Here is a 25,545-nt window from a genome sequence, read left to right on the forward strand (position 1 = left end):
TTTAAGTTCGTTTTAACTGCTTCTGTATTTTCTTTATCGCAGATTCTATTGATTTTTCTGGCTCAATAATATTATATGCTCCCCAAAATCGTGGATCTGAAAAGCCTGATGCTTTTTCGCTAATAATCGTTGAAGGCGTAATTAAGTTACTTCTTTTTTTAGCAAGTTTTGTATATTGAATTTGCCAATCTGTTATTGCCATTTCACTATTTAAAGTATATGTAGAATTAAATAATTTACCTTTCCAATTCACTTTAAAAGTTAAAGAAATATTGCTGTAAGCGTATTGCCATTTGCCATTTGTTGTTCTATAATTCACTCGATATTTTGCTTCTGTCGGATAGACATCTACCTTTCTGGGTTTTTTTCTCACATACATTCTACTTGATAATTCTCTATTTGAAACATTTAAACTATAAACCGCATTGGTTAGCGCTAAAGTTTCAGCATCTATGTAAAGTTTACCATAATATAACGGAATACCAATGTCTTCTTTCTGTTTAAAGTTCACAACATAGATTTGACGATTGTTAATTTTAGTAGATTTTCCGTAACTAAATTTATATTTAGGCATGTCCTCAGGTGTAAAAATGAACTCAGGATATTTTATAATATCAGTATATAAATTGCTAAATGGCCCACCTTGTAATTTCAAAGCAAGAGTATCAAGTTTCGAATAATCGGTATTCTTTCTGGCTTTTATTAGTTCAATATTATCAGTTCTAAAATTATTATAAGGCTGTTTATGAATTTTAACAACAGCTTCAGAAAGCGATGCGTTTTTTCTTCTTTTCTTAATAGTTTCTCTATAGAATGCGGTCATTACAGAGTTTTCGTTATTGTAAAGACTGCTTTTTTTCTCGAGGGTGCGTTCCACTAAATCTCTCGCATCCTTTGTCACAAGACTTATACTAATTTCATCCAATTCTGTTATTGCAGGTTCAAGCGCAATTTTTTCATTGTTCATTATTGATGAAATTTTCAATTCTTTTTTTTCATAACCTAAGTGAGAAATGATAATACTTCCATCTAAATTGGTATGAGGTACTTTTAATAAAAATTCGCCATCAGTATTCGTAACCGTGCTAATATTTGTGTCCAAAATAAGTACATCTGCGAATACTAAAGCGTCTTTAGTATCTTTATCTATAACTCTGGCTTCCAATTCAATGAAGTCCGTATCTTGTGCAAATAAGGTGTTTACTCCTACAATTAAAAGAAAAAGAGCTAGTAGATATTTGTTGAATTTTAACGTTTTCATAACTATCTTTTTTTTATTGTTAATAAGATAATGAATTCTTGAAAAAAAAGCCAATAAATTAACATTTAATTAATTAGAAATGAGGGCTTTAATTTGTGTCTAACTTGCTAGAGAAAACGCCTATATTTCGTTATAAAATATTATTGATTTTATCTATGAGCTAAATCCCTGTCAATTTTATGACTTTATTCTAGGAGATATTTCTTAACTAAAATTTTAGATATTAGAATTTTGAATAGCTGTATATTTACATGTTTTTAATAGTTATATGCAGCAAGAACATTTACCATTTAAGGAAACAGGCTATTTCTCCTCTTTAATTTGTGATTATTTAGATAAAAAATCAGAATTAAATCGTTTTTACAATCGGTTTCCTAATATCGAGAGTTTCAAGCTTCAAATTGAAGAAAAGAAAAGCACAATAAAACAAGAATCTCGAGATGTATTAGTAAATGTTTTAAAACAGCAGTATCAAAAAATAAAGACTTCAGACATCACACTTCAACATATTGAAAGTCTTAATTTAGCTAACACGTTCACAATTACAACTGGGCATCAACTTAATTTATTTACTGGACCGCTTTACTTTTTATATAAAATAGTTTCTGCAATAAATCTGTCGGAAACTTTAAAAGATAAATACCCCGCAAATAATTTTGTACCAATATATTGGATGGCCACAGAAGATCATGATTTTGAGGAAATAAATTACTTCAATCTTAAAGGCAGAAAATTTCAATGGAATAGAAAGGCCAAAGGCGCTGTAGGTGAATTGAATACGGAAGGTTTAAATGAGGTTTATGAGTTGTTATCACAGGTGCTAGGAACTTCTTCTCAAGCCGAAGAATTGAAAAAAATGTTTCAGCAGGCTTATTTACATCATGATAATCTTGCCGATGCCACACGATATTTAGCAAACGAATTATTTAAAGATTACGGATTGGTCATTATTGACGCTAATGAACCTAAATTGAAGCGTTTATTTATTCCATATATTGAAGAAGAGCTCATAAATCAAACATCTTTTAAACAGGTTTCAAAAACTAACGAAGTACTTTCGAAGATTTCTGAAGCCTATAAAATTCAAGTTAATCCGCGTGAAATTAATTTATTCTATTTAAAAGAAAACTTAAGAGAGCGTATCGTTTTTGATAATGGCATATTTAAAGTTTTAAATACTGATATTGTTTGGGGCAAAGATGAAATATTACAAGAAGTCGCTAAATTTCCTGAGCGGTTTTCACCAAATGTAATTTTGAGGCCGTTATATCAAGAAGTTATTTTACCAAACTTATGCTATATTGGAGGAGGAGGAGAGTTAGCGTATTGGTTTCAGTTAAAGCAATTTTTTGATGAAGTAAAAATACCTTTTCCCATATTATTATTGCGTAATTCTGTTTTAATTCAATCTGAAAGTCAACATAAAAAACTTGAAAAATTAAATGTTTCTGCTGAAGACATTTTTTTAAAGCGAGACACTTTTATTAATAAAAAAGTAAGGGAAATATCTAATCTAGACATCGATTTTTCAAGTCAGAAAGAGCATTTAGTAAAGCAATTCAAAGACTTATATAAATTGGCTGAACAAACAGACAAATCCTTTTTAGGTGCTGTAAAAGCTCAAGAAGTCAAACAGCTTAAAGGATTGGATACCTTAGAAAAACGTTTATTAAAAGCCCAAAAGAAAGCTCTGTCAGACCAAGTTTTTAGAATGACAGAACTTCAAAATCAATTGTTTCCTAATGGAAGTTTGCAAGAGCGAAACACTAACTTCTCAGAGTTTTATTTGGAGTATGGCGAATTGCTCATCCCTAATTTGATAGAAAACTTAAAGCCTTTAAGAGGAGAGTTCGTAATCATGACATTTTAAGAAAGAAAGTTTTTCGATTTGCTTATCCTTTTCTAACACAATCAATCCTATTTTTTAATAAATTTGAGGGTTTCGTGATTTTCAAATTTCAGAAAATATATGCCTTTTTCAAAAAGATATACTGGTATTCTTGGGTCTGATGTTAACTGACCAGATGCTACTTCTTTACCCAAAACGTTATAAATGACGTAGTTTTTACCAGTATGTAAGTTTTTAAAACCAATGTAGTCTGAAGTCGGGTTTGGGAAAATCAATATATTAGAGTTGTTTTTTGTTGTAACGTTTAGCACGGAATTTTCTTTTATACCTACCTCAAAACCTAAATCTGAATTGAAAAAGCTTGCATGACCAACAAGCATGTGTCCATTAGGATGTGTGTCTATAAGGTCAACAGAAACATTTAAATTAGCAACATAGGTTTCAAATACATATTGGTTGCCTTCAATAATTGGATAATCATTGTTGAGGTAAATACGAAGATGGTCGCCGTTGTTAATAACAACATCATCAAAGTCTTGCGAGTAGTATCCAAAACCTATAACGTTCCCTTCATTTATTTTTAGCGTATTGGCTGTTACTATACCAGATTGATTAGGATGTAGATTAATTTGTACGTACTCTAAAAAACCAGAACACTGTGCTTGGAATGTCTGTCCGTAAAATTGGTTACCGTTTAACCCTTGTGAGACTATGGATGCATCGACACATCCTGAATTTCCTAAAATGGGAGCTTGGGCCGTGAGTGAACTAAGGTAGAAATGTATAATAATAAATGTTATAATGGTTTTCATAATTTCGTGTTTTTAAGAAAGGAAGTGCAAAATAATGATAGCACTTCCTTTCTGTTTATATTAATTACAATTAGCAGGTACATCTTGTGCATTACTTTCTGTTTTAAAAATTTTACTCAAAAGGGTTGTTCCTCTTAGAGTGATAACTACTGATGTAGGTTCTACAGCAGCAATAACACCATTAAAACCACTAAAATGAAATTGTGATTGAATTTCTTCTCCAGATAAAGGTTTTCCTGTTTTTGAATCTGTACCACTTATTCGTAATCGTTGAACAAAATTAACAAGTGTATTATCATAAAATTGATAGGCATCGTAAACTAAAGTGGCACTTCCCGAAGGTACTGTAACTGTTCGCTCTGAAAAAAACGATTTCTTTTCGTCTTTAGTTTTTGTTAGCCATTGAGATGAAGATTGGGTTGAAGATTGTTCATGTGTATGATTTGCTGTTATCGACGCACTATAAGTTGCACTAGTACCAAAAAAACCAGCTTCAAACTCTACTCCTATAGTTGCAGAAATACTAGTGCTTGATGTTGAGGTAAAGGATAATGATTCTTCCCAGCCAACTGTTTCTGAATAATCTTCGCTAACTTCCCCGCCAACAGTTTGACTTAATCCTCCGTTTCCACAATTAATTAACGTATTATTAAACCCAAATGCAGTTTGTGCAGGACCAAGTATAGGTTCTAAAAAATTTGTACCTATATTTTGTACATTCCAGTCTATAGTTGTAGAAATAATACGCCAAGTACGAGGCTGTGCATTGATTTGTGTATTAGTTAATGGATTATAAACGTGCTTACTTATAGAAAGTCCATAGCCATCAATTTGCTGTATAGGAAAATTATCTCCCCAGGCTATATTTACTATAGAATAACTCCAGTCTTCGGTTTTATTGAACCTAAATTTAAAATTATCATAATCTGATGCACTCTGTATTTTAGAAAAGCTCGTACGGTTACTTAAGTTAGGTGCTACAAAAGTGCCATAATAGTTAATATTTACATTGGTTGTTATTTGTGTTGCTTGTACGTACCTTTTAGATGCGGCATGTCGGATAGCAAAAGTGTTTAATTCTCCTGGTATGGCAATAAATGTGAAACCTCTATCGGGTTCATTACCATTAAATTGTGTGTCATTGGAGGTGATAACCTCAGAATAGCCTTCAGCTTCCAGATACCTCCATGCAGAGTTTTCAGGGTTTCCATCTGCATCCATTCTTTGAATATAATACGTGGTGCTGTCACTTAATTTTATAGAATTGTGTTCCTCGGTTTCAACCAAGGTTGTTGCATTTATTGTTCTCGCATTTGGATTTGATAAAAATGAGATTTTAGATTTAGGATCCGTTAGAATAGAGTTCCCATGTTCATCTTTTATAACGGAGCTAACACTTACCCCACTTTTAAGCTCGTTTATTGCATCTACACTTAATCCTTTTTTAGAAATTTTTATCTGACCCATAAGAGTAATAGGGTCTATTGCAACATTTTGCGAATAATTACCCTCTGTGGCTTCTATTGTAACTTCTGCAACAGATGGCATATAGCCTTTTTTTGCAATTTCGCGAGCGTCAATAACAAATCCTACATCTCCAGGATAAGCATCGAAATCATCTGGTGTGGCACCAGCACTTTTTTTAATTTCTCCTGTTTCTAAATTTTCAGGATTGTTAATATCATCTTTCGAGCATGATAAATTAATTGCGATTAAAAGCATAAATAAAAACATCGATTTTAATAAATTTTTACCTGCACTGCTGCTTTTGTAATTTTTTGAAGATTCCATAATTAATATTTTTTGTGGTTTTGTTAATAGCGTTTTGTGCGACTTGCTCAAAAAAGGTCTGCAGCCCTTTTGAACAAGACACCACAAAAACGGTTGTTGTCAACTTAATGACAAGACAAACATATACGACTCATTTTCTGTATCAAAAAAAGTGCTGGGTACAAAAGGGGTACATAAAAAAACACCTGTAATTACAGGTGTTTTGAGAGGTTTTATTATTTGTAATTTAATCTAAATGGCAATAACAATAGCTTCTAATGAGTCATTAGAATCAATGCCCATTTTTTTACGAAGACGTTGTCTGGCTTTCTTAATACCATCACTAGAAATATTTAAAATATTAGCTATTTCTTTTGAAGATAAATTCATTTTCATCAATGCCATTAAGCGCAAATCGTTTGATGTAATGTTAGGAAATTGTTGTTGTGCATTGGTATTAAAATCTTTGTGTACTTCTTCAAAATAGCGTGAGAAGTTTTCCCAGTTATTGTCATCTTGTAAATCGAAGTTTATAGTTTGTATAAGCATTTGGTAACCTGGATCTGAATCGGCATCTGCTTTTAGAACTTTCGCTTTTTGTTTTAAATCGTTTAAAACTTCATTCTTTTTAGCCAAGTGTAAAGCGTGTGTGGTAAGTTCTTTGGTTTTGAATTCTAAATCGGATTCAGCCTTTTCTTTAGCAAGTTTGTTGCGTTTGTTTCTTTGGTAAAAAGCATAAACAGCAATTAAGGCTAATAATAAGCCTAAACCTAATAATAATCGTTGAAGCTTATTAACTCTTCCTTTTATATTTAATAAATCTATTTCATTTTTCTGAATTTGTATTTGCTGTTCTTTTTTTTCGGTTTCGTATATGGTACGGAGTTCTTCTATTTGTTTTATTTTTTCTATATCGAAAAGAGAATCTTTTAATTTAGTGTATGTTTTGAAATCATTTAAAGCGAGCTCTGGTTGCCCTAAATTTGTATAGGTTGCAGACCTATTGAAATAACTAATTTCTAAGGCAGAAGGTTTTTCATATTCTTTTGCAAGAACTATCGCTTTATTAAATGCGTATAGAGCTTCCTTTGATTTTTTTGTGCTATTGTAAATTTGTCCAAGATTATTTAGCGTTTCAATTTTTGCGTATTCATTTTTGGTTTCATCAGTAATATTTAGTGCTTCATTAATGTAAATCAAGGCATGTTTATAATCGTTGATTTCCATATGTGCTTTACCTAAATTATCAAGTAATATCTTTTTTATATCTATGAGGTTTAATTCTTTAGCCATTTTCAGACCTTCATTTAAATATTCAATAGATTTTTCGTAGTCTTTTAGGTAATAATAGGTGTTTCCAATATCATTAAGCGCAGTAGTTTCATAATATTTGTCATTATTTTTTTTGTAAATGCTTAAAGCTTTCATTTTATGCTCCAAAGATTTATTGAAATTTTCAAGGTCTAGTTCAGTATCTGCTAAGTGAGAAAGTGCATCTGCATACCTTATTTCTTTATCTGTTTTTTCAAGAATTTTTACGGCTTTCAGATTATTAATAAATGCCAATTGATAGTTTCCTTTTGCAGAATAAATTCCCGATAAAAAGTCATATTGAATAGCTAGTCTTACCGAGTCTTTTATTTTATTTTTATAAATATCTATGTTTTTTTCTGTTAGTTTCAGTGCTTCATTATGATTTCCATAATTAAACTCTAGAATTGCTAGACCGAAACTAGCACTAAACATACCACCGTAATTTTTTTTATTTTCGAATATGTCATGTGCTTTTAGGTAATTTACTCTTGCCGAGTCTGGTTTATCTAGAGTATTATAGTAAACACCATAATTGTAAAGACCATTTGCAATCCCAGTATCATAATTTATTTTCTTTGAAATTCTGATTTCTTCATCTGCATAATACTTTGCTTTCTCCGTATCTTTATAAACATAATAATCGAATAGAAAATGAATATTTGCTACTTTGACTGAATCATTTGGTTGAGTCTTAACAAGTTTTAAAATACTGTCTACTTTTTTATCGTTATTGGTAAAATTTTGAGCTGATACAAATTGTAAAGAATAAAGTGTTATAAATATGGTGAATGCAAATTTTTTCATAAATAAATATTTCTAGTAAAATAAAGATACAAATAATTAAAAAGGCCCGAAATATAGTGGTAAGACAAAAGGGGTACAATGCTTTGATAATATAAATTCAGTGAGAATTCCTTGTTTAAAACATCTTTTGAATTCTTTTCTATAAATAAAAAACGGAAACTTAATAGCAGAGATTTATTACTAATAAAATAAAAAATTTCACGGAAATAACCCTAAAAAATATGAAATTTGAAACTCTAATTAATTAGCATATGCACAAAATAGACATAGATTTAGTTGAAATGACTATGGATGTAATGAAATATACCATAGATAGAATTTCGGCTACTGAGCGAGAAATAGGAAAACCTAAGAGTGAATTTGAATTAAAATCAATCGTGGGAGAAACGATCACAACGAAAGGAATTGGGGGAGAATTTGCTTTTAACCTATGGAAAGAGCATTTAATGAAAGCTAATGTACCTATAGATCATCCGCGTCATTTAGCATTCGTACCAGCGGCACCCACGAGAGCAGCTATTATGTTCGATTTAGTTACATCGGCTTCTAGCATTCATGGTGCGTATTGGATGGAAGGCGCGGGAGGCATATTTTGCGAAAACGAAGCGATGCACTGGATGGTATCTCTCACAGGAATGCCTCAAGGTGCTTTTGGTGTTTTTACAAGTGGTGGTACTGCAGCGAATTTATCGGCCATGGTAACAGCTCGAGAACACTGGAGGGAAAATGATGATTTTAGAGGTGAAAAAGGATTGATTATAACATCTATAGGAGCGCATTCATCAATAAAAGCCATGGCAATAGTTATTGATGCCGATGTAATTTTGGTAGATACTGAAGATCAATTATTAGGTACCGAGTTGCAAAAAGCTATTGATAATTTAACGATACATCAAAGAAAAAGATTATTTGCAGTTGTTGCAACAGGAGGCACAACAAACGCTGGAATAATTGATGATTTACAAGGGATTGCTGCGGTTTGTGAAAACGAAAACTTATGGTTTCATGTTGATGCAGCTTATGGTGGTGGCGCTTTAGTAGCAGATTCTGTTCGCCACTTATTTAATGGTATTGAAAAAGCAGATAGTATTACTATAGATCCGCATAAATGGATGTTTTCTCCATATGATTGTGGTTCGGTTATTTACAAAAAACCTGAATTAGCCAAAAAAGCACACTCTCAAGAAGGATCGTATTTAGAAATTTTTAAAGACGAAGGAGCGCATGGTTTTAATCCAGCCGACTATCAAATACAGTTAACACGCCGCGTTAGAGGGTTACCATTATGGTTTTCATTAGCTACCCACGGAACAGATCGTTATAAAGAAGCTGTTGAAAGAGGTATAGAACTAGCTCAAATGGCTGGTAAAATAATTGAAGAATTACCTCATGTAGAATTGGTTAGAGAACCTAGTTTATCTTGTGTTTTATATAGAAGAATAGGATGGAAGCCCGAGGATTATACACATTGGACCTACGAGAATCATGAAAAAGGATTTGCTTTGGTTACCCCAACAAAATGGAAAATGGGTGATACTTTTGAAACGGTTTCTAGATTTTGTTTTATTAATCCAGATACCACAGAAAAGGATATTGAAATGATTTTAGATTCTATGGTTTAAAAATTGTTAAAAAAAGAACGAATCCTAATTCCTCAATATAAAATCAATTCCTATTTTTGCGCATGCAACATGACAAGGTACTTATTTTAGACTTCGGATCGCAATACACTCAGCTTATTGCCCGTAGAGTTAGAGAACTCAACATATACTCCGAAATACACCCATTCAATAAAATTCCAACAAACTTAGCAGAGTATAAAGCGGTGATACTTTCTGGTAGCCCGAATTCTGTGAGAGGTGAAGATGCATTGCATCCAGATTTATCACAGATAAGAGGACAAAAGCCTTTGCTTGCTGTTTGTTACGGCGCACAGTATTTGGCTCATTTTTCAGGAGGCGAAGTAGCGCCTTCGAATACTAGAGAATATGGTCGTGCTAATTTATCTTTTATTAAAGGCAACGAACCATTTTTTGCGCATATCCACACCGGAAGTCAGGTTTGGATGAGCCATAGTGATACCATCAAAAAGTTACCAACAAACGGTGTGCTAATTGCGAGTACACACGATGTTGAAAATGCAGCGTATAGAATTGATGGTGAAGAAACCTATGCCATTCAATTTCATCCAGAAGTATATCATACTACCGATGGCAAGCAACTTTTAGAAAATTTTCTAGTGAGTATTGCTGGTTTACATCAAGATTGGACGCCAGATTCATTTGTTGAAGAAACTGTAGAAGCTATCAAAGAGAAAGTAGGTAATGATAAAGTTGTTTTAGGTCTTTCTGGTGGTGTCGACTCTACAGTTGCGGCGGTTTTATTGAATAAAGCTATTGGGAAAAACCTATATTGTATTTTCGTTAATAACGGATTACTTCGTAAAAACGAATTTGAGAATGTCTTAAAGCAATATGAAGGTATGGGACTTAATGTAAAAGGTGTTGATGCATCGGCACGTTTTCTTGAAGCCTTGGCTGGTATTGAGGATCCAGAATTAAAACGAAAAGCGATTGGAAATTCTTTTATTGAAGTTTTTGACGATGAAGCTCATAAAATAGAAGATGTTTCTTGGTTGGCACAGGGTACTATTTATCCTGATGTAATAGAAAGTGTATCGGCAACTGGAGGGCCATCGGCTACTATAAAAAGTCATCATAATGTAGGTGGTTTGCCTGATTTTATGAAACTTAAAATTGTAGAACCATTGCGTGCGATATTTAAAGATGAGGTAAGACGTGTTGGAGCTACTTTGGGTATTGATCCTGAATTATTAGGGCGTCATCCGTTTCCAGGACCAGGTTTAGGTATTCGTATTTTAGGTGATATTACGGCTGAAAAAGTACGTATTTTACAAGACGTTGATGCTATTTTTATAAATGGTTTGAAAGCATGGGGACTTTATGATAAGGTTTGGCAAGCAGGTGCCATGTTATTGCCAGTTAATAGCGTTGGCGTAATGGGAGATGAGCGTACTTACGAAAAATGTGTAGCGCTTAGAGCTGTTGAAAGTACAGATGGAATGACTGCCGATTGGGTAAATTTACCATACGAGTTTCTTCAAAAAACATCTAATGATATAATAAATAAAGTAAAAGGCGTTAATAGAGTAGTTTACGATATTAGTTCGAAACCACCTGCAACTATAGAGTGGGAATAATTTGGTAAACAGGTTTTTTGCAGGTTTGTCCGCGTTAGGGATAGTAGAGCAAAGCCCACAGGGAGGGACGACCGAGGACTTGTAGCGAATAGCCCGCCCCTTGTGGTAACGCCCAAATAAAATTTGGCATGCTATATGCTACTAAGGTTAAAAGGGTTTGTTTTAAACTTTTTTTAAGAATGAAGCGTATATTATAAAGTGGTTAGGTTTTACTATATTTATAGAGCACAGATAACAATATGAAGAGAGTTTTATTAGTACTTATTTTGGTTTTAGCATTTGGTTTTAACGCAGTTTATGCTCAAAACTTTAGCACACACCAAGTTAAAACAGGAGAAACAATTGAAGATATTGCTAAGCGTTATTTAGTGACGCCTTTTGATATTTATCAGCTTAATCCTGAAGTTAAGAAAGAGTTGAAACCTAACACGGTTTTAATTATTCCTGTTTCTAAGGCTAGAACTCCTAAGATTACTATCAACAAATCACTTTTAGGCTTTAAGGAACACAAAACAAAACGAAAAGAAACGCTTTATAGTTTGTCTAAAAAATATGAAGTTGAAGAAGAAGATATAAAAAAATATAATAAGTTTTTGTATGCCAATGCTTTGCGTAAAGGTGACAAACTTCAAATTCCAATATATAAAATAACAGAAATTGTTGAAGAGGTAGCGCCAACTAAAGAGTATACGGTTCAACCTAAAGAAGGGAAGTGGCGTATTGCCTATAAATTTGGTATTTCGGTAACTGAGTTGGAGATGTTAAACCCCGGTATAGATGAGGTTTTAAAAGAAGGTCAAGTTATAAATGTTCCTAATATTGATAAAGAAGGACAAAAACAATACGATGATAAATACAGTTACTATAAAGTTTTACCAAAGGAAGGGTTTTACCGTTTAAAACTTAAATTAGGTTTGGAGCAAGAAGAAATTGAAGCTTTAAACCCAAGCCTTAAAGAAACGGGTTTAAAATCTGGTATGATTTTAAAAATACCGCATTCAAATGCTATTGAAAGTGCTGGTTTAGGTGAGAATGTAGCCATTAATTTATTGGATAGTATTTCTGATTTTGAAACAAAGCATATTGTTGTGATGTTGCCTTTTAGAATGCATCGCGTAGATTTTGATTCTATATCGGACACTAAAAATAGTATAAAGAAAGATCCCTATTTACAGGCTTCTCTAGATTTTCATTCGGGCGTATTGTTAGCTGTTGATTCTTTAAAATCTTTAGGAATTTCTTTAAAGGTTGATGTTTACGACACAAGATATGAAGTAAGTGAAGTAGCTCGCATTTTAAGAGAAATCGATTTTGAAGATGTTGATGCCGTAATTGGACCATTGACACCTGATAGTTTTAATAAAGTAGCATCAGATTTAAAAAAGTATAATACGCCGGTAATTTCGCCTATAGGCACAAATTTAAAATTATACGATAACGTATTTCAATCTAGACCATCAGACGATTTACTGAAGTCAAAAGTGGTAAATTTTGTAAAAGCTGATACTTTAGTTGGAAATGTTATCATTATAGCGGATACAAAAAATATGGCTATTGCCAACGAATTAAAACGTGAGTTTAATGCGGCAAGTTTGGTTTATTCTAGAAAAAACAAAGAAGGTAAAGATGAATTTTTTGTTACTAAAGAAGATATTGAAGCCGCTTTAAAACCAGGTAAAAATGTGGTGTTTTTAGAAACTCAAAACGAAGGTTACGCCTCCAATGTAACCAGTGTTTTGGCTTCCTTAAACAACAAGAAAGATCCAGAAACTAATGAAGAAGCACCTAATATCATGTTGTTTACAACTAATATTAATTCAGCTTTTGAGGGCGACCAAATAAATAACACCCACTTGTCTACCTTACAATTTCATTTTGCGACAGCATCAAAAGAGTATAGTGAAAATGATAATAATTCATTCGTGAAAAAATATAATAAACTATATAATATTACACCTAATAAAAGGGCTGTAAAAGGTTTCGATTTAACGATGGATGTAGTTTTGCGTTTGGTTTCTTCACATGATTTGTATGCTTCAGTTAATAATGCGCCACTTACCGAATATGTAGAAAACAAGTTTGCCTACAAAAAGAAGTTATTTGGTGGCTATTATAATGATACTGTTTATTTAGTTAAATATGACGATTTAACAATTGTTGAGGTAAAACAATAAGACTAAGTGCGATACGTTTTTAACTTTATGGCACTATTAAATTTAAAGTTTCTATTTTTATTTTTCTTTTCAGTTTTAGCACAAGATAACGAACCGGTTATATCTTGGAATCCTTCAAACAAGATAACTTGGTCTGATTTTAAAGGAAAGTCTATTTTAAATAGTGATGCAGTTGCTACAACAGCTTCGGGTATTACTTTTGGATTCGCGATAACTCAAAAAAATAATAATGAGGTGGTAGATTTTACCACAGAAGTTTATGCACACTTTTACCCAAAGCAGTCTTGGTACAAAGTGGAACGTGCCGATGCACATATATTAGATCACGAACGATTGCATTTTGATATCACTGAATTGTATGCTCGTAAGTTTCGATATAGAATTGGCCTGTTGAAGGTTTCTAATTCGATAAAAAAACAATTGCAAAAAATGCATAATGATATCAATTCTGAATTAGCTGAAATGCAGGATAAATATGATTCTGAAACAGATTTTTCTAGAAACTTTACCTCACAAGCACTTTGGAAAGCCTATATTGATGCTGAATTAAAGAAGTATGATAAATACCAATACGTTAATTAATTTATGCTACCAGACAAACAATTTTTAATAGACTTAGCACATACCAAAATGCCCTATGGGAAATATAAAGATCGCTATTTGATTGATTTACCAGAGTATTATGTGGTGTGGTATCATAGCAAAGGATTCCCGAAAGGGAAACTAGGAACAATGTTAGAACAAGTTTACGAATTGAAATTGAATGGTTTGGAGGAATTAATTAGAAATATAAAAAAGCAATATCCTAAAAAAAGTATTAAAAAAAGCTTCGAAAATTAATCCGAAGCTTTTTTATGATCTTATTTTATATGGATTAGCAACCCATTAAACCAAAAGAAACTACCAATTCTTGGTCTACATTATCACCTTTAGCATTGGAAGCAGGAATCCATCCACCTGGAGTTTCAGAAATTAACAGTGTCATTAAATCATCAATTTCAGGAAATCCTGAAGATCTGTCTAAATTCACATTTTCAATGCTTCCTTTTTTCGTCACTGTAAAATATAACTTGGCAGGTTTAAGTTTGTCTTCAGGAATTTGAGCAGTAGCTGCTTTAGTGTTTTCAACAAAGAAATTAATTAAGGCAGATTTTCCATAAATATATTCGGCTTGTGTTTCTGGAACAACTGTATGGTGTGGCGTAGAATAGGCATCAAATAATTCAGTCGATCCAAAATGTTTTTCTTTGTAATCAATTCTGAGTTTAAATCCATCAGAATAATTAAAGGATTTAAGCAAGTTAATTTGTGCTTCGTTAAATTCACTACTTTTAGCTTTAATTCGCTTATTAGATTCTACGTCGTTTTCAATAACTATCAATTCAATAGATTCTATAGAGGTAATTCTATCTTGTTGCATGTCGTCTAAAAAATGAGTGATTGATAAATCGTTATGTATAATTTCTTTCTTTATAGGACCAAATCTAGGACCAATACCATAAATAAAATCTGCATCAGATTTTTTGGCTTCAGTTGTAACTTCAATACTCGCAATATTTAGGGCCTTTTCATCACTTTTGTTTTGACTCAGATAATTAAAACCGAAAAAACTAATGGCTGCAATAACGATACAAGTAATTATAATTGATTTTTTCATAACTGTTGTTCTTTTGATTAATTTCTATCAAATCTATAACTTCTAGAAAATTAACTGTTTAAACGATTGTAAATTAATGTAAATTTTGTGTAAATCATTATTAATTGTCGTTTAATACTATAGTTTTGTAAAATGAATTTGGGGTATTTTAGATCAAAAATTGGTATTTTTTCGTGCTTATTGCTATTTGCAGGGAGTTTGAATGCACAAAATTCTTTAAAAGACAAACATATTGAAGTAGCGCTTCGTATGCTAGGGCATAAAATTCTACAAAGCGTTTCGGATAGCACTTCAAGGGTGTTGCCAGTTATTAAAGAAAACAATCAATATAGAATACAATTTGAATCTGATTTTGCTTTTACTTCTGAAGGTTTAGTGGCCATGGTAAAAGATATTGTAAATGATACGGAAATTGCTAATAATTATATTGTTGAGGTAGAACATTGCAATACTTCTGAAATTATTTACAGTTTTGAAGTTAACGAAACCTCAAAACTTGATATTATTCCTTGTGGTGGCAGAATACAACCAAAATCGTGCTATAACATTTTATTCACCATAATAGATGAAGAGCTTTCTGGCGCAGAATTTAACACTTTATTAAATAGTGACTCAAATCCTCAAGAATTTGACAACGGTTTTTATGCAATTATTTTAGCACTAGTAATTATTTTTTTAATAATTTTCTTTTATCGAAGGAAGCAATCTTTAAAGAAGAAATTAAATTCTAATTTGATTCCTTTAGGTGCGTATCATTTTGATAAAAACAATACAGAGCTTATCATCGACAACCAAAAAATAGAATTAACAAGTAAAGAGGCAGAATTACTTCATTTACTTTACAGGTCGGTAAATGATACTGTAGAGCGCGATGTAATCTTAAACATGGTTTGGGGTGATGATGGCGATTATATAGGCAGAACCGTAGATGTTTTTATATCGAAGCTAAGAAAGAAATTAGAATTTGATTCTAAATTGAAAATTGTGAATGTACGTGGTATTGGCTATAAATTGGTTATAAATACTTAATTAGAATTTATATCTAAAAGCGATTAAAAACCCATCTTTATTTGTAGAAAAACCCATTTCCATATGCTCTCTTTGATATTCTGTGGTAAATAAATAAGTACTACCAATGCCAACCAGTGCTCCAGCTAGAACATCCCAATGGTCGTGCCATCCATCTGGTCCTTCCATTCTACTAACTCCTACAATTGCAGCACCTAAATAAGCCCATTTGCCGTATTTCCATCCATAGCGTCGTTGAATGAATGAAGCTCCGGAAAACGCAGAAGTGGTATGGCCCGAAGGAAACGCATCAAATAAATTTCGCCCTTCAGGACGTTCTTTTTTAATTATTTTTTTCAATGAATGCGTTACAATAAAACTAGTGCCATAAGATAAAGCAAACTGTTTGGTGCCATTCCAGTCTTTTTTAATTATGGTCGTTAAACCAGCAATTGAAGGAATGGCTATTTGTAAAATATCGCCCGTATCTTCTAAAACAAATTCCCATTTTTCATGAGTAGAATTGCCAGTTTCTGGTGTCTGCGCTTTTACAGAGAAATGTAAGCTTACAATACTAAAAAAGCAAACCAGTTGTTTTATAGATTTTGTAAATTTCATTACGTAGTAATATGGTTAGTTATAACTTATAACTCAATAGTTAACGTTTTATTATGGTTTATTTGTTTGCTTTTAAAATAGATAATCGCCCAATTATTTCCAATATTATCATATTTTGCTTTCGTTTTTATGCAATAGAATAAATTTGTCCTCTATGCGGTTTTAAAGCATCTCTAATAGGCTTCATTTGGTCTTCATCAACAACTAAAAAGGCTATAGAATGATTGTTGGATAAAACTTCAAATCCAGTTAAATTAATATTTAAACCTTCAAGTTTTATATATTCTTTGAGGTGGATTTCATGATGTTCAGCAATTTTAAGAGCATCGGGTCCATGAAAATCCCAAATAAGTTTTAATTTACGCATTTAAGGTTTCACTTTTATTGATAATACTGGGTAATCTATATTCCAAATATAGCTGAATTAAAAATACAATTTATATATATGTTTTTATGTTTATTAGGTATAATATTTACTTTTTTTAATCGTTTGCAAAACAACTTGTATTATAGGTTTATATTAGTATTTTTGTAATCGTTGAAAAAAAAATACTCCAAGAAATTAGCATTAATAAATAAGTTGATTTTAATATAATTAATTATTAGTAAATGACGATTTACCTATGAAATTAATAAAGATTGAACTGATGAAATTAAAATATTCATTAACATTATTTTTGGCTTGCTTAATTATGCAATTAAATGGGCAATCGGCTAAGAACGATGTACTATTTACCGTTGCGGATGAACCTGTTTATACATCCGAGTTTTTAAGAGTTTATAATAAAAACTTAGATTTAGTACAAGATGATTCTCAAAAAAATATTGATGAATATTTAAAGCTATTTACAAACTACAAGCTTAAATTAAAAGAAGCAAAAAGTTTAGGATTAGATAAAAATGCGTCGTATTTAAAAGAGCTAGATAAATACAAAAAACAATTAGCTAAAAACTACATTACAGACTCGAAAGTCACCGATGCGTTGGTAAAAGAAGCGTATAACCGAATGTCATATGAAGTGAATGCGGATCATATTTTAGTAAAGGTAAATGAAAACGCAACCCAACAAGATACCCTTAAAGCTTATACTGAAATCCTTAAGTTAAGAGATAGAGCATTAAATGAAGGTTTTGAAAAGGTTAGGGCAGAAGTGCATAATGGTCAAACTCTTTTTGGAGAAAAACTAGGTTATTTTACGGGCTTTAAAATGGTGTATAAATTTGAAAACGTAGCGTTTAATACAAATGTGGGAGACATCTCGGAACCATTTAGAACCCGTTTTGGATATCACATTGTTAATGTACTTGATAAGCGTAAATCTAGAGGAGAGCGAACCGTGGCTCACATTATGCTAGTTGAAAAAAATCAAGATTCTTTAAGTGAAAAGCCCGAAGTTAAAATTCAAGAAATTTATAAAAAATTGACGCAAGGAGAATCGTTTGAAAGTTTGGCTAAACAGTTTTCAGATGATAAAAATTCAGCACCAAATGGAGGGAAATTAAAACCATTTTCTGGAGGACAAATAAGAGCCAAAGCTTTTGAAGATGTAGCTTTTAATTTAGAAAAAGAAGGGGATGTATCCGAGCCTTTTAAAACAGAGTTTGGTTGGCATATTGTAAAACTTCATAAGATTACTAATGTGCCGAGTTTTGAAGAAATGAAACCGGAATTGGTAGAAAAGGTTAAACGAGATGATAGATCGAAGTTAATAGATGAGGCGTTAATCAATAAACTTAAATTAAAATATAATATTGGAGTTGAACCAAATTTGGAGTATTTCGTATCAATATTAAACAACGATTATTTTAAGAGGACTTGGAGTTTGCCTGATAATTTTAATGGTCGTGAATCTTTAATAAAAATAGGAGACAAGCAATTTACTAACAATGATTTTGCAGTTTATTTGCTAAACACACAACGTCAAAGAACAAAAGAAGCACCTTTCGAAACATTAGTTTCAGAGAAATATCAATCATTCTTAAAGGAAAGTTTGATAAAGTATCAAGAAGATCATTTAGAATCTGAAAATGAAGATTATGCAAACATTGTTGCAGAGTATAGGGATGGATTGTTGTTATTTGATTTAATGGAAAATACTATCTGGAATTCATCAAAATCAGATTCCATAGAAATTGAGCGTTTTTATCAGAAAAACAAGGCTAACTATTTTAAACCAGAAAGGATTAATGCGGTGGTTGCAGTTTCAACCAAACAAAAAACACTAAAAAAAGTATCCAAACTGTTAAGCAAAAACATGAAGTTAGATCAAATTAAATCCCTTGTAAATGGTAATGATAAGATTGATGTGATTTTTACTTCGGATGTTATGGATGCTGAACATCAAGCACTACCAGAAGCATTTGAATTTAAAAAAGGAGTTTCTAAAATATATAAACATAATGATAGTTTTGTAGTTGTAAAAGTTAACGAGGTTTTACCCAAAGAACAAAAGTCTTTCAACGAAGCTAAAGGGAAAGTAATTAGTGATTATCAAAATTACAAAGAAGAGAAATGGCTTAATGATTTGAAAGCCAAATATGTTGTTAAGGTTAATGAAGACGTGCTTAGCGATATAAAATCAAAACAAAAACAATAAACGTGCGAATAAAACACTTTTTAATAGGGCTATTTGTTTTAGTATGTTCTTGTGATTTTATTAAAAAATCAGTAGATGGTACTCCAATTGCTAGGGTAAATGAAAATTACCTGTATCAAGAAGACATAGAAGATATATTGGCAGAAGGAATATCAAAAGAAGACAGTACACTTTTGGTTCAAAACTTTATTAATAAATGGGCTACACAACAATTGTTTGTTGATGGCGCAAAACTTAACTTAAGCGAAGAGAAACAAGAGGCATTCAATAAATTGGTTGTTCAATATAAAAATGATTTATACTCAAAAGCATATATTGAAGCCTTAGTCAAACGAAGTATTGACACCACTGTTCCTTTAAATGAAGCGCAACAATATTATGAAGCCAATAAAGAGGTGTTCAAATTAAACGAAGAACTTCTGAAGTTTCGTTACGTGCATATCGATGAAAATATTATTAATTATGATGATATTCGAACACGCTTTAAACGTTATAATGATAAAGATAAAAAGCTTCTAGATTCTATTTCTATTCAGTTTAAATCCTATTCGTTTAATGACTCTATTTGGATTAAACTTAGTCATGTTATAAGGAAAATACCTGCGGTAAATTCTGAAAACAAAAATCAACTGTTAAAAAAATCTAATTTTGTACAACTCAAAGATTCATTAGGAGTATATTTGATGCAAATTAATGATGTGCTTGTAAGAAATGATACTGCGCCTTTAGAGTATGTAAAGCCTACAATAGACCAAATAGTCATTAATAAGCGAAAATTAGAACTGATAAAAGAATTAGAAAAAGATATCACAAAAGATGCCATTAAAAACAAACAATTTGAAATATACAATTAACCTAAAACGCCTTTTAGTTTTAAGTTTTGCCTTTTTAGCCGGTGCCACTTATGCGCAAGAAATTATTGATGATGAAGTAAAGGAGGTAGCCAAAAAAGTGGATTCTGTTGATACCTCTCAAGCCAGAAAAGTAGATGGTGTTGCTGCGGTTGTTGGAGATTTTATAGTTCTTGAGTCTGATATTCAAAAAGAAAAAGAACAAATAATAGCTGCAGGAGGTTCTATTGAAGGCGTTGATGATTGCCAACTGTTTGGTTTAATGCTAGAAAGAAAATTGTACGCGCATCATGCCATTCAAGATAGTATTCCTGTATCTGATGCAGAAGTACGAAAAAATGTAGACTATCAAATTCAGCAGTTTCTTCAACAAACAAATGGTTCTATGGAGCGTTTGTTAGAATTTTATAACAAAGAAGATGAAAAAAGCTTTAGAGATGAAATGTTTGAAATTAACAAATCGAACTTATTAGCTCAAAGAATGCAATCTAAAATCGTTGAAGAAATTGAGATTACTCCAGAAGAAGTAAGAACATTTTTTAATAAGATTCCTGAAGATGAAAGGCCAACATTTGGGACAGAACTAAAAGTAGCTCAAATTGTTGCAGAGCCTAAAGTTTCAGAAGTAGAAATAAAAAGAGTTATCGATAGGTTAAGACAATTTAAAGCCGATATAATCGAAAGGGGAGCAAGTTTCCGTTCTAAAGCAGTCTTATATTCTCAAGATCCAGGATCTGCAAGTAAAGGTGGGAAGTATACGCTAAATAGAAAACAACCGCGTATGGTTAAGGAGTTTAGACAGGTTGCTTTCGCCTTACAAGAAGGTGAAGTTTCAGAACCTTTCAAAACCGATTTTGGATACCATATTATTACTCTAGAAAAAATACGAGGACAAGAATATGATGTGGCCCATATTTTATTAACTCCAAAAGTTTCAGACGAAGCTGTAGAAGAAGCTAAAGAGCGACTAGAAAATGTAAGAAAGCGAATTGTAGCTGAAGAAATTACATTTGCAGAAGCAGCAAGAGAAGTGAGTGATGAAAAAGAAACAAAATATGATGGCGGGCAATTGATTAACCCAACTACACAAGATTATAATTTTGAATTAACAAGAATGGACCCAGAGCTTTATGCACAAATTCAGAATTTAAAAGATGGCGAAGTAAGTTTAGTACTGCGTGAAGAAGATAGAACTGGTAAAGTAAAATTTAAAATTTTAATGGTTACAGATAGAATTGATGAGCATAAGGCAGATTATGCACGTGACTTTTTAAAAATTAAAGATTTAGCATTAGAGGAAAAGAAAATTAGAGCCATTGAAAAGTGGCAAGATGAAAAAATACTTGATACTTATATTAAAATAAGTAAAGAGCATAGAGGTTGTGATTTTTCTGGTAACTGGTTAAAAAAATAATAATATGAGTGACGTTGCTGCCATTGAGGACTTTGTAAAAAAATTTAAAGAATTAAAAACTGAAATTGCCAAAGTTATTGTTGGTCAAGATGAAGTTGTAACACAAATACTTATATCAATATTTTCTGGTGGTCATTCGTTGCTTATAGGAGTACCAGGTTTAGCAAAAACCTTGATGGTGAACACCATAGCGCAAGCATTAGGGTTAGATTTTAAACGCATTCAGTTTACTCCAGATTTAATGCCAAGTGATATTCTGGGTAGTGAAATATTAGACGAAGACCGTCATTTTAAATTCATAAAAGGGCCTATTTTTGCTAATATTATTTTAGCAGATGAAATAAACAGAACACCTCCAAAAACACAAGCCGCTTTATTAGAAGCTATGCAGGAACGAGCGGTTACGGTAGCAGGTCATCATTATAAATTGGAATTACCTTATTTTGTTTTGGCCACTCAAAACCCTATCGAGCAAGAAGGTACGTATCCTTTACCAGAAGCTCAGTTAGATAGATTTATGTTTGCTATTAACCTAGAATACCCTTCTTACGAAGAAGAAGTTCAGGTAGTAAAAGCAACTACCAACGACGAAAAAGTTACTATCAATGCCTTATTCTCATCAAATCAGATTGTAGATTTTCAGCATTTAATTCGTAGAATTCCTGTTGCAGATAATGTCATTGAATATGCGGTTTCTATGGTTGGGAAAACAAGACCAAATTCTAAGGAAGCACCAGAGCTTGTGAAAACATATTTAGATTGGGGTGCTGGCCCTAGAGCATCGCAAAATTTAATTTTAGCTGCCAAAACTCATGCTGCTATTCATGGTAAATTTTCACCCGATATTGAAAATGTTCAAGCGGTTGCTCAAAGCACTCTTCGCCATAGAATTATAAAGAATTACAAAGCCGAAGCTGAAGGAATTTCTGAGGCTCAAATTATCGAAAGCTTATTCTAAAGTTATTTTTATTTTAAAATTCTTCAACTCATATTATATCCTTAGCGTTTTTTAGATCATATATCTTACTATAACGATTGAATACTGAGGTTTTTTTGGTAATACTTATTACCAGAATGACATGAAATCTCATTTAAATGTTGCTAAATAACCATTTATATTCCGAATTTTTTAGAGAATATATAATGAGATTAACTAAAAATGTGACAATAATAAATTGCGATTTTCAGTGAATGTATTGCAAGGTTTATTTTTACATCTACATATTAATTTTGTAATTTTCGGGACTTTAAAAAAATCAAGTCAGGTTACATCCTTACAAATATCATTTAGTACTATTCAAGTAAATCATTATGATTTAAATTGAATATAAAATTGAAAACATTTTTCTTATGAATATTTATGAAAGTTACATCAAAGAGATCGAAGAAAGAAAAGATCTAGGGCTTAGTCCTAAGCCAATTGATGGTGCCGAATTGTTAAGTGCAATTATAGAGCAAATTAGAGATTTAGATAATAAGTATAGAAAAGATTCATTACACTTTTTTATCTATAACGTGGTACCTGGTACTACCAGTGCAGCCGATGTAAAAGCTAAATTTTTAAAAGAAATTATTCTTGGTGAAATTCTAATTGAAGAAATTACACCAACTTTTGCTTTTGAATTGTTATCTCATATGAAAGGTGGACCTTCTATTGAAGTTTTACTTGATATTGCTTTGGGTGATGATGCTTTAAAGGCTAAAGAAGCTGCCGAAGTTTTAAAAACACAAGTGTATTTATACGAAGCAGATACGGCTCGATTAGAAAAAGCCTATAAAAGCGGAAATGAAATAGCTGAAGAAATTCTTGAAAGTTATGCACAAGCAGAGTTTTTTACGAAGCTTCCAGAAATTGATGAAGAAATTGATATTGTAACATTCATTGCTGGCGTAGGTGATATTTCAACAGATTTATTGTCGCCAGGTAGTGATGCGCATTCAAGATCAGACCGTGAATTACATGGACAATGTATTTTTGAGCATAATAAAGACATGCAAAACGAACTTTTAGCCTTAAAAGAACAACATCCAGATAAGCGAGTGATGTTAATTGCTGAAAAAGGAACTATGGGAGTTGGGTCTTCAAGAATGTCTGGTGTTAATAATGTAGCATTATGGACAGGTATTCAAGCAAGTCCTTATGTACCATTTATTAATATTGCTCCAATTATTGCTGGAACCAACGGAATTTCCCCAATCTTTTTAACTACTGTTGGTGTAACTGGAGGTATAGGAATAGATTTAAAAAACTGGGTAAAACTAAAAGATGCTAACGGTAATACCGTTTTAGATGCAGATGGAGAACCAGTATTAGAACAAAAGTATTCAGTAGAAACTGGAACAGTTCTTACTATAAATACTAAAGAGAAAAAATTATATAAAGGCGATCAAGAATTAATTGATATTTCTGCGGCTTTAACACCACAAAAGGTAGAGTTTATAAAAGCAGGAGGCTCTTATGCTGTTGTTTTTGGTAAAAAATTACAAACATTCGCAGCTAAAACTTTGGGTATTGATATTCCACAAGTTTATGCACCTTCTAAAGAAATTTCTATCGAAGGACAAGGTTTAACTGCAGTTGAAAAAATATTCAATAAAAATGCCGTAGGTAACACTCCTGGAAAAGTGTTGCATGCAGGTTCCGATGTTCGTGTAGAAGTTAATATTGTAGGATCGCAAGATACCACAGGATTAATGACGGCTCAGGAATTAGAATCTATGGCGGCTAAAGTTATTTCTCCTATTGTTGATGGGGCTTACCAATCGGGTTGTCATACAGCATCGGTCTGGGATAATAAATCAAAAGCCAACATTCCGAAGTTAATGCAATTCATGAACGACTTTGGTTTAATCACAGCTCGCGATCCTCGTGGTGTTTACCATGCAATGACTGATGTGATTCACAAAGTTTTAAATGATATTACTATTGATGATTGGGCAATTATTATTGGTGGCGATTCACACACACGTATGTCTAAAGGTGTTGCTTTTGGAGCAGATTCAGGAACCGTGGCATTAGCTTTAGCTACAGGAGAAGCGACAATGCCAATTCCACAATCAGTAAAAGTGACTTTTAAGGGCAGTATGAAAAGCTTTATGGATTTCCGTGACGTGGTTCATGCTACGCAACAACAAATGTTAAAGCAATTTGGCGGTGAGAATGTTTTCCAAGGAAGAGTTATAGAAGTACATATAGGAACATTAACTGCAGATCAGGCCTTTACGTTTACTGATTGGACAGCAGAAATGAAAGCTAAAGCTTCGGTTTGTGTATCTGAAGACGAAACCTTAATAGAATCTTTAGAAATTGCTAAATCTAGAATCCAGATCATGATTGAGAAGGGTATGGATAACAAAAAGCAAGTGTTACAAGGTTTAATTGATAAAGCTAATAAGCGAATTTCAGAAATTAAATCTGGAGAAATACCAGCACTAAGACCTGATGCGAATGCGAAGTATTACGCTGAAGTGTTGATTGATTTAGATGAAATTGCTGAACCAATGATTGCCGATCCGGATGTGCATAACGAAGATGTTTCTAAACGTTATACTCACGATACGATCAGACCATTATCATTCTACGGCGGAACCAAAAAAGTAGATTTAGGCTTCGTAGGATCTTGTATGGTGCATAAAGGAGATATGAAAATATTAGCCCAAATGCTAAAAAATATTGAATCGCAACAAGGTAAAGTTGAATTCAACGCACCTCTAGTTGTAGCACCTCCTACCTATAATATTGTAGATGAATTGAAAGAAGAAGGCGATTGGGAAGTGCTTCAAAAATATTCTGGTTTCGAATTTGATGATAACGCACCTAAAGCGGCTGCACGTACTAAATATGAAAACATGCTGTATTTAGAGCGCCCGGGTTGTAACCTTTGTATGGGTAACCAAGAAAAAGCAGAACCAGGAGATACTGTAATGGCAACATCTACACGATTATTCCAAGGACGCGTTGTAAAAGATTCTGGCGAGAAAAAAGGAGAATCTTTATTATCATCAACTCCAGTAGTTGTGTTATCCACTATTCTAGGAAGAACACCTACTATGGAAGAATATGAAACCGCAGTAAATGGTATTGTTTTAACAAGATTTGCACCTTCTACAGAGCAATTAGTGAGATAATTTCAATATTATTTTAATAAATAAAATGCCCGGGTTTTATACTCGGGCTTTCTTTTTGAGATTAACTT

19 protein-coding genes are annotated in these 25,545 nt (G+C 32.3%); 12 read left to right on the top strand and 7 right to left on the bottom strand.

Features of this window, described 5'->3' with window-relative positions:
• Nucleotide 1: 1 nt before the first annotated feature.
• Nucleotides 2-1,261, bottom strand: a complete 1,260-nt coding sequence (locus O5O44_RS07010; RefSeq protein WP_289196302.1) for a carboxypeptidase-like regulatory domain-containing protein — start codon at nt 1,259-1,261, stop codon at nt 2-4.
• Between the two features lie 268 nt (nt 1,262-1,529).
• Here O5O44_RS07010 and bshC point away from each other — a divergent pair, with 268 nt between their 5' ends.
• Complete coding sequence (bshC, locus tag O5O44_RS07015) at nt 1,530-3,131, top strand: bacillithiol biosynthesis cysteine-adding enzyme BshC (RefSeq protein WP_289196303.1); 1,602 nt, start codon at nt 1,530-1,532, stop codon at nt 3,129-3,131.
• A 47-nt stretch (nt 3,132-3,178) separates the two neighbouring features.
• Here the strand turns inward: bshC and O5O44_RS07020 are convergent, their stop codons facing one another.
• The 3 genes from O5O44_RS07020 to O5O44_RS07030 form a co-directional block, all read right to left on the bottom strand.
• Nucleotides 3,179-3,922 carry a T9SS type A sorting domain-containing protein gene (locus tag O5O44_RS07020; protein ID WP_289196304.1) on the bottom strand — a complete coding sequence of 248 codons (744 nt, stop codon included), beginning with the start codon at nt 3,920-3,922 and terminating at the stop codon, nt 3,179-3,181.
• A 60-nt stretch (nt 3,923-3,982) separates the two neighbouring features.
• Nucleotides 3,983-5,713 carry a hypothetical protein gene (locus tag O5O44_RS07025; RefSeq protein WP_289196305.1) on the bottom strand — a complete coding sequence of 577 codons (1,731 nt, stop codon included), beginning with the start codon at nt 5,711-5,713 and terminating at the stop codon, nt 3,983-3,985.
• 231 nt (nt 5,714-5,944) lie between these two features.
• Nucleotides 5,945-7,810 carry a tetratricopeptide repeat protein gene (locus O5O44_RS07030; RefSeq protein WP_289196306.1) on the bottom strand — a complete coding sequence of 622 codons (1,866 nt, stop codon included), beginning with the start codon at nt 7,808-7,810 and terminating at the stop codon, nt 5,945-5,947.
• Nucleotides 7,811-8,061: 251 nt separating this feature from the next.
• On the opposite strand from O5O44_RS07030, the gene O5O44_RS07035 reads away from it, so the two are divergent.
• The 5 genes from O5O44_RS07035 to O5O44_RS07055 all read left to right on the top strand — a co-directional run bounded on the left by O5O44_RS07035 (nt 8,062) and on the right by O5O44_RS07055 (nt 14,044).
• On the top strand, nt 8,062-9,432 hold the full coding sequence (locus O5O44_RS07035; RefSeq protein WP_289196307.1) for a pyridoxal phosphate-dependent decarboxylase family protein: 1,371 nt from the start codon (nt 8,062-8,064) through the stop codon (nt 9,430-9,432).
• A 62-nt stretch (nt 9,433-9,494) separates the two neighbouring features.
• Nucleotides 9,495-11,030 (top strand): glutamine-hydrolyzing GMP synthase, encoded by a 1,536-nt coding sequence (gene guaA, locus O5O44_RS07040; RefSeq protein ID WP_289196308.1) that lies wholly within the window; start codon nt 9,495-9,497, stop codon nt 11,028-11,030.
• Nucleotides 11,031-11,269: 239 nt separating this feature from the next.
• A complete protein-coding gene (locus O5O44_RS07045) occupies nt 11,270-13,204 on the top strand; it encodes a LysM peptidoglycan-binding domain-containing protein (RefSeq protein ID WP_289196309.1) in 1,935 nt (644 codons plus the stop codon).
• Nucleotides 13,205-13,231: 27 nt separating this feature from the next.
• A complete protein-coding gene (locus tag O5O44_RS07050; protein ID WP_289196310.1) occupies nt 13,232-13,786 on the top strand; it encodes a DUF922 domain-containing protein in 555 nt (184 codons plus the stop codon).
• A 3-nt stretch (nt 13,787-13,789) separates the two neighbouring features.
• A complete protein-coding gene (locus O5O44_RS07055) occupies nt 13,790-14,044 on the top strand; it encodes a DUF3820 family protein (protein WP_289196311.1) in 255 nt (84 codons plus the stop codon).
• 34 nt (nt 14,045-14,078) lie between these two features.
• Here the strand turns inward: O5O44_RS07055 and O5O44_RS07060 are convergent, their stop codons facing one another.
• On the bottom strand, nt 14,079-14,861 hold the full coding sequence (locus O5O44_RS07060; RefSeq protein ID WP_289196312.1) for an energy transducer TonB: 783 nt from the start codon (nt 14,859-14,861) through the stop codon (nt 14,079-14,081).
• Nucleotides 14,862-15,059: 198 nt separating this feature from the next.
• Between O5O44_RS07060 and O5O44_RS07065 the strand changes: the two genes are divergently transcribed.
• Nucleotides 15,060-15,890: a winged helix-turn-helix domain-containing protein gene (locus O5O44_RS07065; protein WP_289196313.1), complete on the top strand. Its 831-nt coding sequence runs from the start codon at nt 15,060-15,062 to the stop codon at nt 15,888-15,890.
• Here O5O44_RS07065 and O5O44_RS07070 read toward each other — a convergent pair whose 3' ends face one another.
• On the bottom strand, nt 15,891-16,487 hold the full coding sequence (locus O5O44_RS07070; protein ID WP_289196314.1) for a phosphatase PAP2 family protein: 597 nt from the start codon (nt 16,485-16,487) through the stop codon (nt 15,891-15,893). It lies immediately after the preceding gene.
• A gap of 127 nt (nt 16,488-16,614) precedes the next feature.
• On the bottom strand, nt 16,615-16,854 hold the full coding sequence (locus O5O44_RS07075; RefSeq protein WP_289196315.1) for a hypothetical protein: 240 nt from the start codon (nt 16,852-16,854) through the stop codon (nt 16,615-16,617).
• A 256-nt stretch (nt 16,855-17,110) separates the two neighbouring features.
• Between O5O44_RS07075 and O5O44_RS07080 the strand changes: the two genes are divergently transcribed.
• From O5O44_RS07080 to O5O44_RS07100, 5 genes are all read left to right on the top strand, one after another.
• The gene (locus tag O5O44_RS07080) at nt 17,111-19,084 is read left to right on the top strand and encodes a peptidylprolyl isomerase (RefSeq protein WP_289196316.1); all 1,974 of its coding nucleotides are present in this window, start codon (nt 17,111-17,113) and stop codon (nt 19,082-19,084) included.
• Nucleotides 19,085-19,086: 2 nt separating this feature from the next.
• A complete protein-coding gene (locus O5O44_RS07085) occupies nt 19,087-19,938 on the top strand; it encodes a peptidyl-prolyl cis-trans isomerase (RefSeq protein ID WP_289196317.1) in 852 nt (283 codons plus the stop codon).
• Nucleotides 19,901-21,349, top strand: coding sequence for a peptidylprolyl isomerase (locus O5O44_RS07090; RefSeq protein WP_289196318.1), 1,449 nt, complete (start codon nt 19,901-19,903; stop codon nt 21,347-21,349). The genes O5O44_RS07085 and O5O44_RS07090 overlap by 38 nt, the downstream gene beginning before the upstream one ends.
• 4 nt (nt 21,350-21,353) lie before the next feature.
• Entirely contained in the window at nt 21,354-22,307 is a 954-nt protein-coding gene (locus O5O44_RS07095) for an AAA family ATPase (RefSeq protein WP_289196319.1), read from the top strand.
• 392 nt (nt 22,308-22,699) lie between these two features.
• Nucleotides 22,700-25,477 (top strand): bifunctional aconitate hydratase 2/2-methylisocitrate dehydratase, encoded by a 2,778-nt coding sequence (locus tag O5O44_RS07100; protein ID WP_289196320.1) that lies wholly within the window; start codon nt 22,700-22,702, stop codon nt 25,475-25,477.
• Nucleotides 25,478-25,545: the final 68 nt, after the last annotated feature.

The sequence above is a fragment of the Algibacter luteus genome (assembly GCF_030344935.1).
Classification (GTDB): Bacteria; Bacteroidota; Bacteroidia; order Flavobacteriales; family Flavobacteriaceae; genus Arenitalea; species Arenitalea lutea.

What these genes read in the sequence shown, in the direction of transcription:
- O5O44_RS07010 (WP_289196302.1), bottom strand. Translation starts at nt 1,261, where the DNA reads ATGAAAACGTTAAAATTCAACAAATATCTACTAGCTCTTTTTCTTTTA.
- bshC (WP_289196303.1), top strand. Translation starts at nt 1,530, where the DNA reads ATGCAGCAAGAACATTTACCATTTAAGGAAACAGGCTATTTCTCCTCT.
- O5O44_RS07020 (WP_289196304.1), bottom strand. Translation starts at nt 3,922, where the DNA reads ATGAAAACCATTATAACATTTATTATTATACATTTCTACCTTAGTTCA.
- O5O44_RS07025 (WP_289196305.1), bottom strand. Translation starts at nt 5,713, where the DNA reads ATGGAATCTTCAAAAAATTACAAAAGCAGCAGTGCAGGTAAAAATTTA.
- O5O44_RS07030 (WP_289196306.1), bottom strand. Translation starts at nt 7,810, where the DNA reads ATGAAAAAATTTGCATTCACCATATTTATAACACTTTATTCTTTACAA.
- O5O44_RS07035 (WP_289196307.1), top strand. Translation starts at nt 8,062, where the DNA reads ATGCACAAAATAGACATAGATTTAGTTGAAATGACTATGGATGTAATG.
- guaA (WP_289196308.1), top strand. Translation starts at nt 9,495, where the DNA reads ATGCAACATGACAAGGTACTTATTTTAGACTTCGGATCGCAATACACT.
- O5O44_RS07045 (WP_289196309.1), top strand. Translation starts at nt 11,270, where the DNA reads ATGAAGAGAGTTTTATTAGTACTTATTTTGGTTTTAGCATTTGGTTTT.
- O5O44_RS07050 (WP_289196310.1), top strand. Translation starts at nt 13,232, where the DNA reads ATGGCACTATTAAATTTAAAGTTTCTATTTTTATTTTTCTTTTCAGTT.
- O5O44_RS07055 (WP_289196311.1), top strand. Translation starts at nt 13,790, where the DNA reads ATGCTACCAGACAAACAATTTTTAATAGACTTAGCACATACCAAAATG.
- O5O44_RS07060 (WP_289196312.1), bottom strand. Translation starts at nt 14,861, where the DNA reads ATGAAAAAATCAATTATAATTACTTGTATCGTTATTGCAGCCATTAGT.
- O5O44_RS07070 (WP_289196314.1), bottom strand. Translation starts at nt 16,487, where the DNA reads ATGAAATTTACAAAATCTATAAAACAACTGGTTTGCTTTTTTAGTATT.
- O5O44_RS07075 (WP_289196315.1), bottom strand. Translation starts at nt 16,854, where the DNA reads ATGCGTAAATTAAAACTTATTTGGGATTTTCATGGACCCGATGCTCTT.
- O5O44_RS07080 (WP_289196316.1), top strand. Translation starts at nt 17,111, where the DNA reads ATGAAATTAATAAAGATTGAACTGATGAAATTAAAATATTCATTAACA.
- O5O44_RS07090 (WP_289196318.1), top strand. Translation starts at nt 19,901, where the DNA reads ATGCCATTAAAAACAAACAATTTGAAATATACAATTAACCTAAAACGC.
- O5O44_RS07095 (WP_289196319.1), top strand. Translation starts at nt 21,354, where the DNA reads ATGAGTGACGTTGCTGCCATTGAGGACTTTGTAAAAAAATTTAAAGAA.
- O5O44_RS07100 (WP_289196320.1), top strand. Translation starts at nt 22,700, where the DNA reads ATGAATATTTATGAAAGTTACATCAAAGAGATCGAAGAAAGAAAAGAT.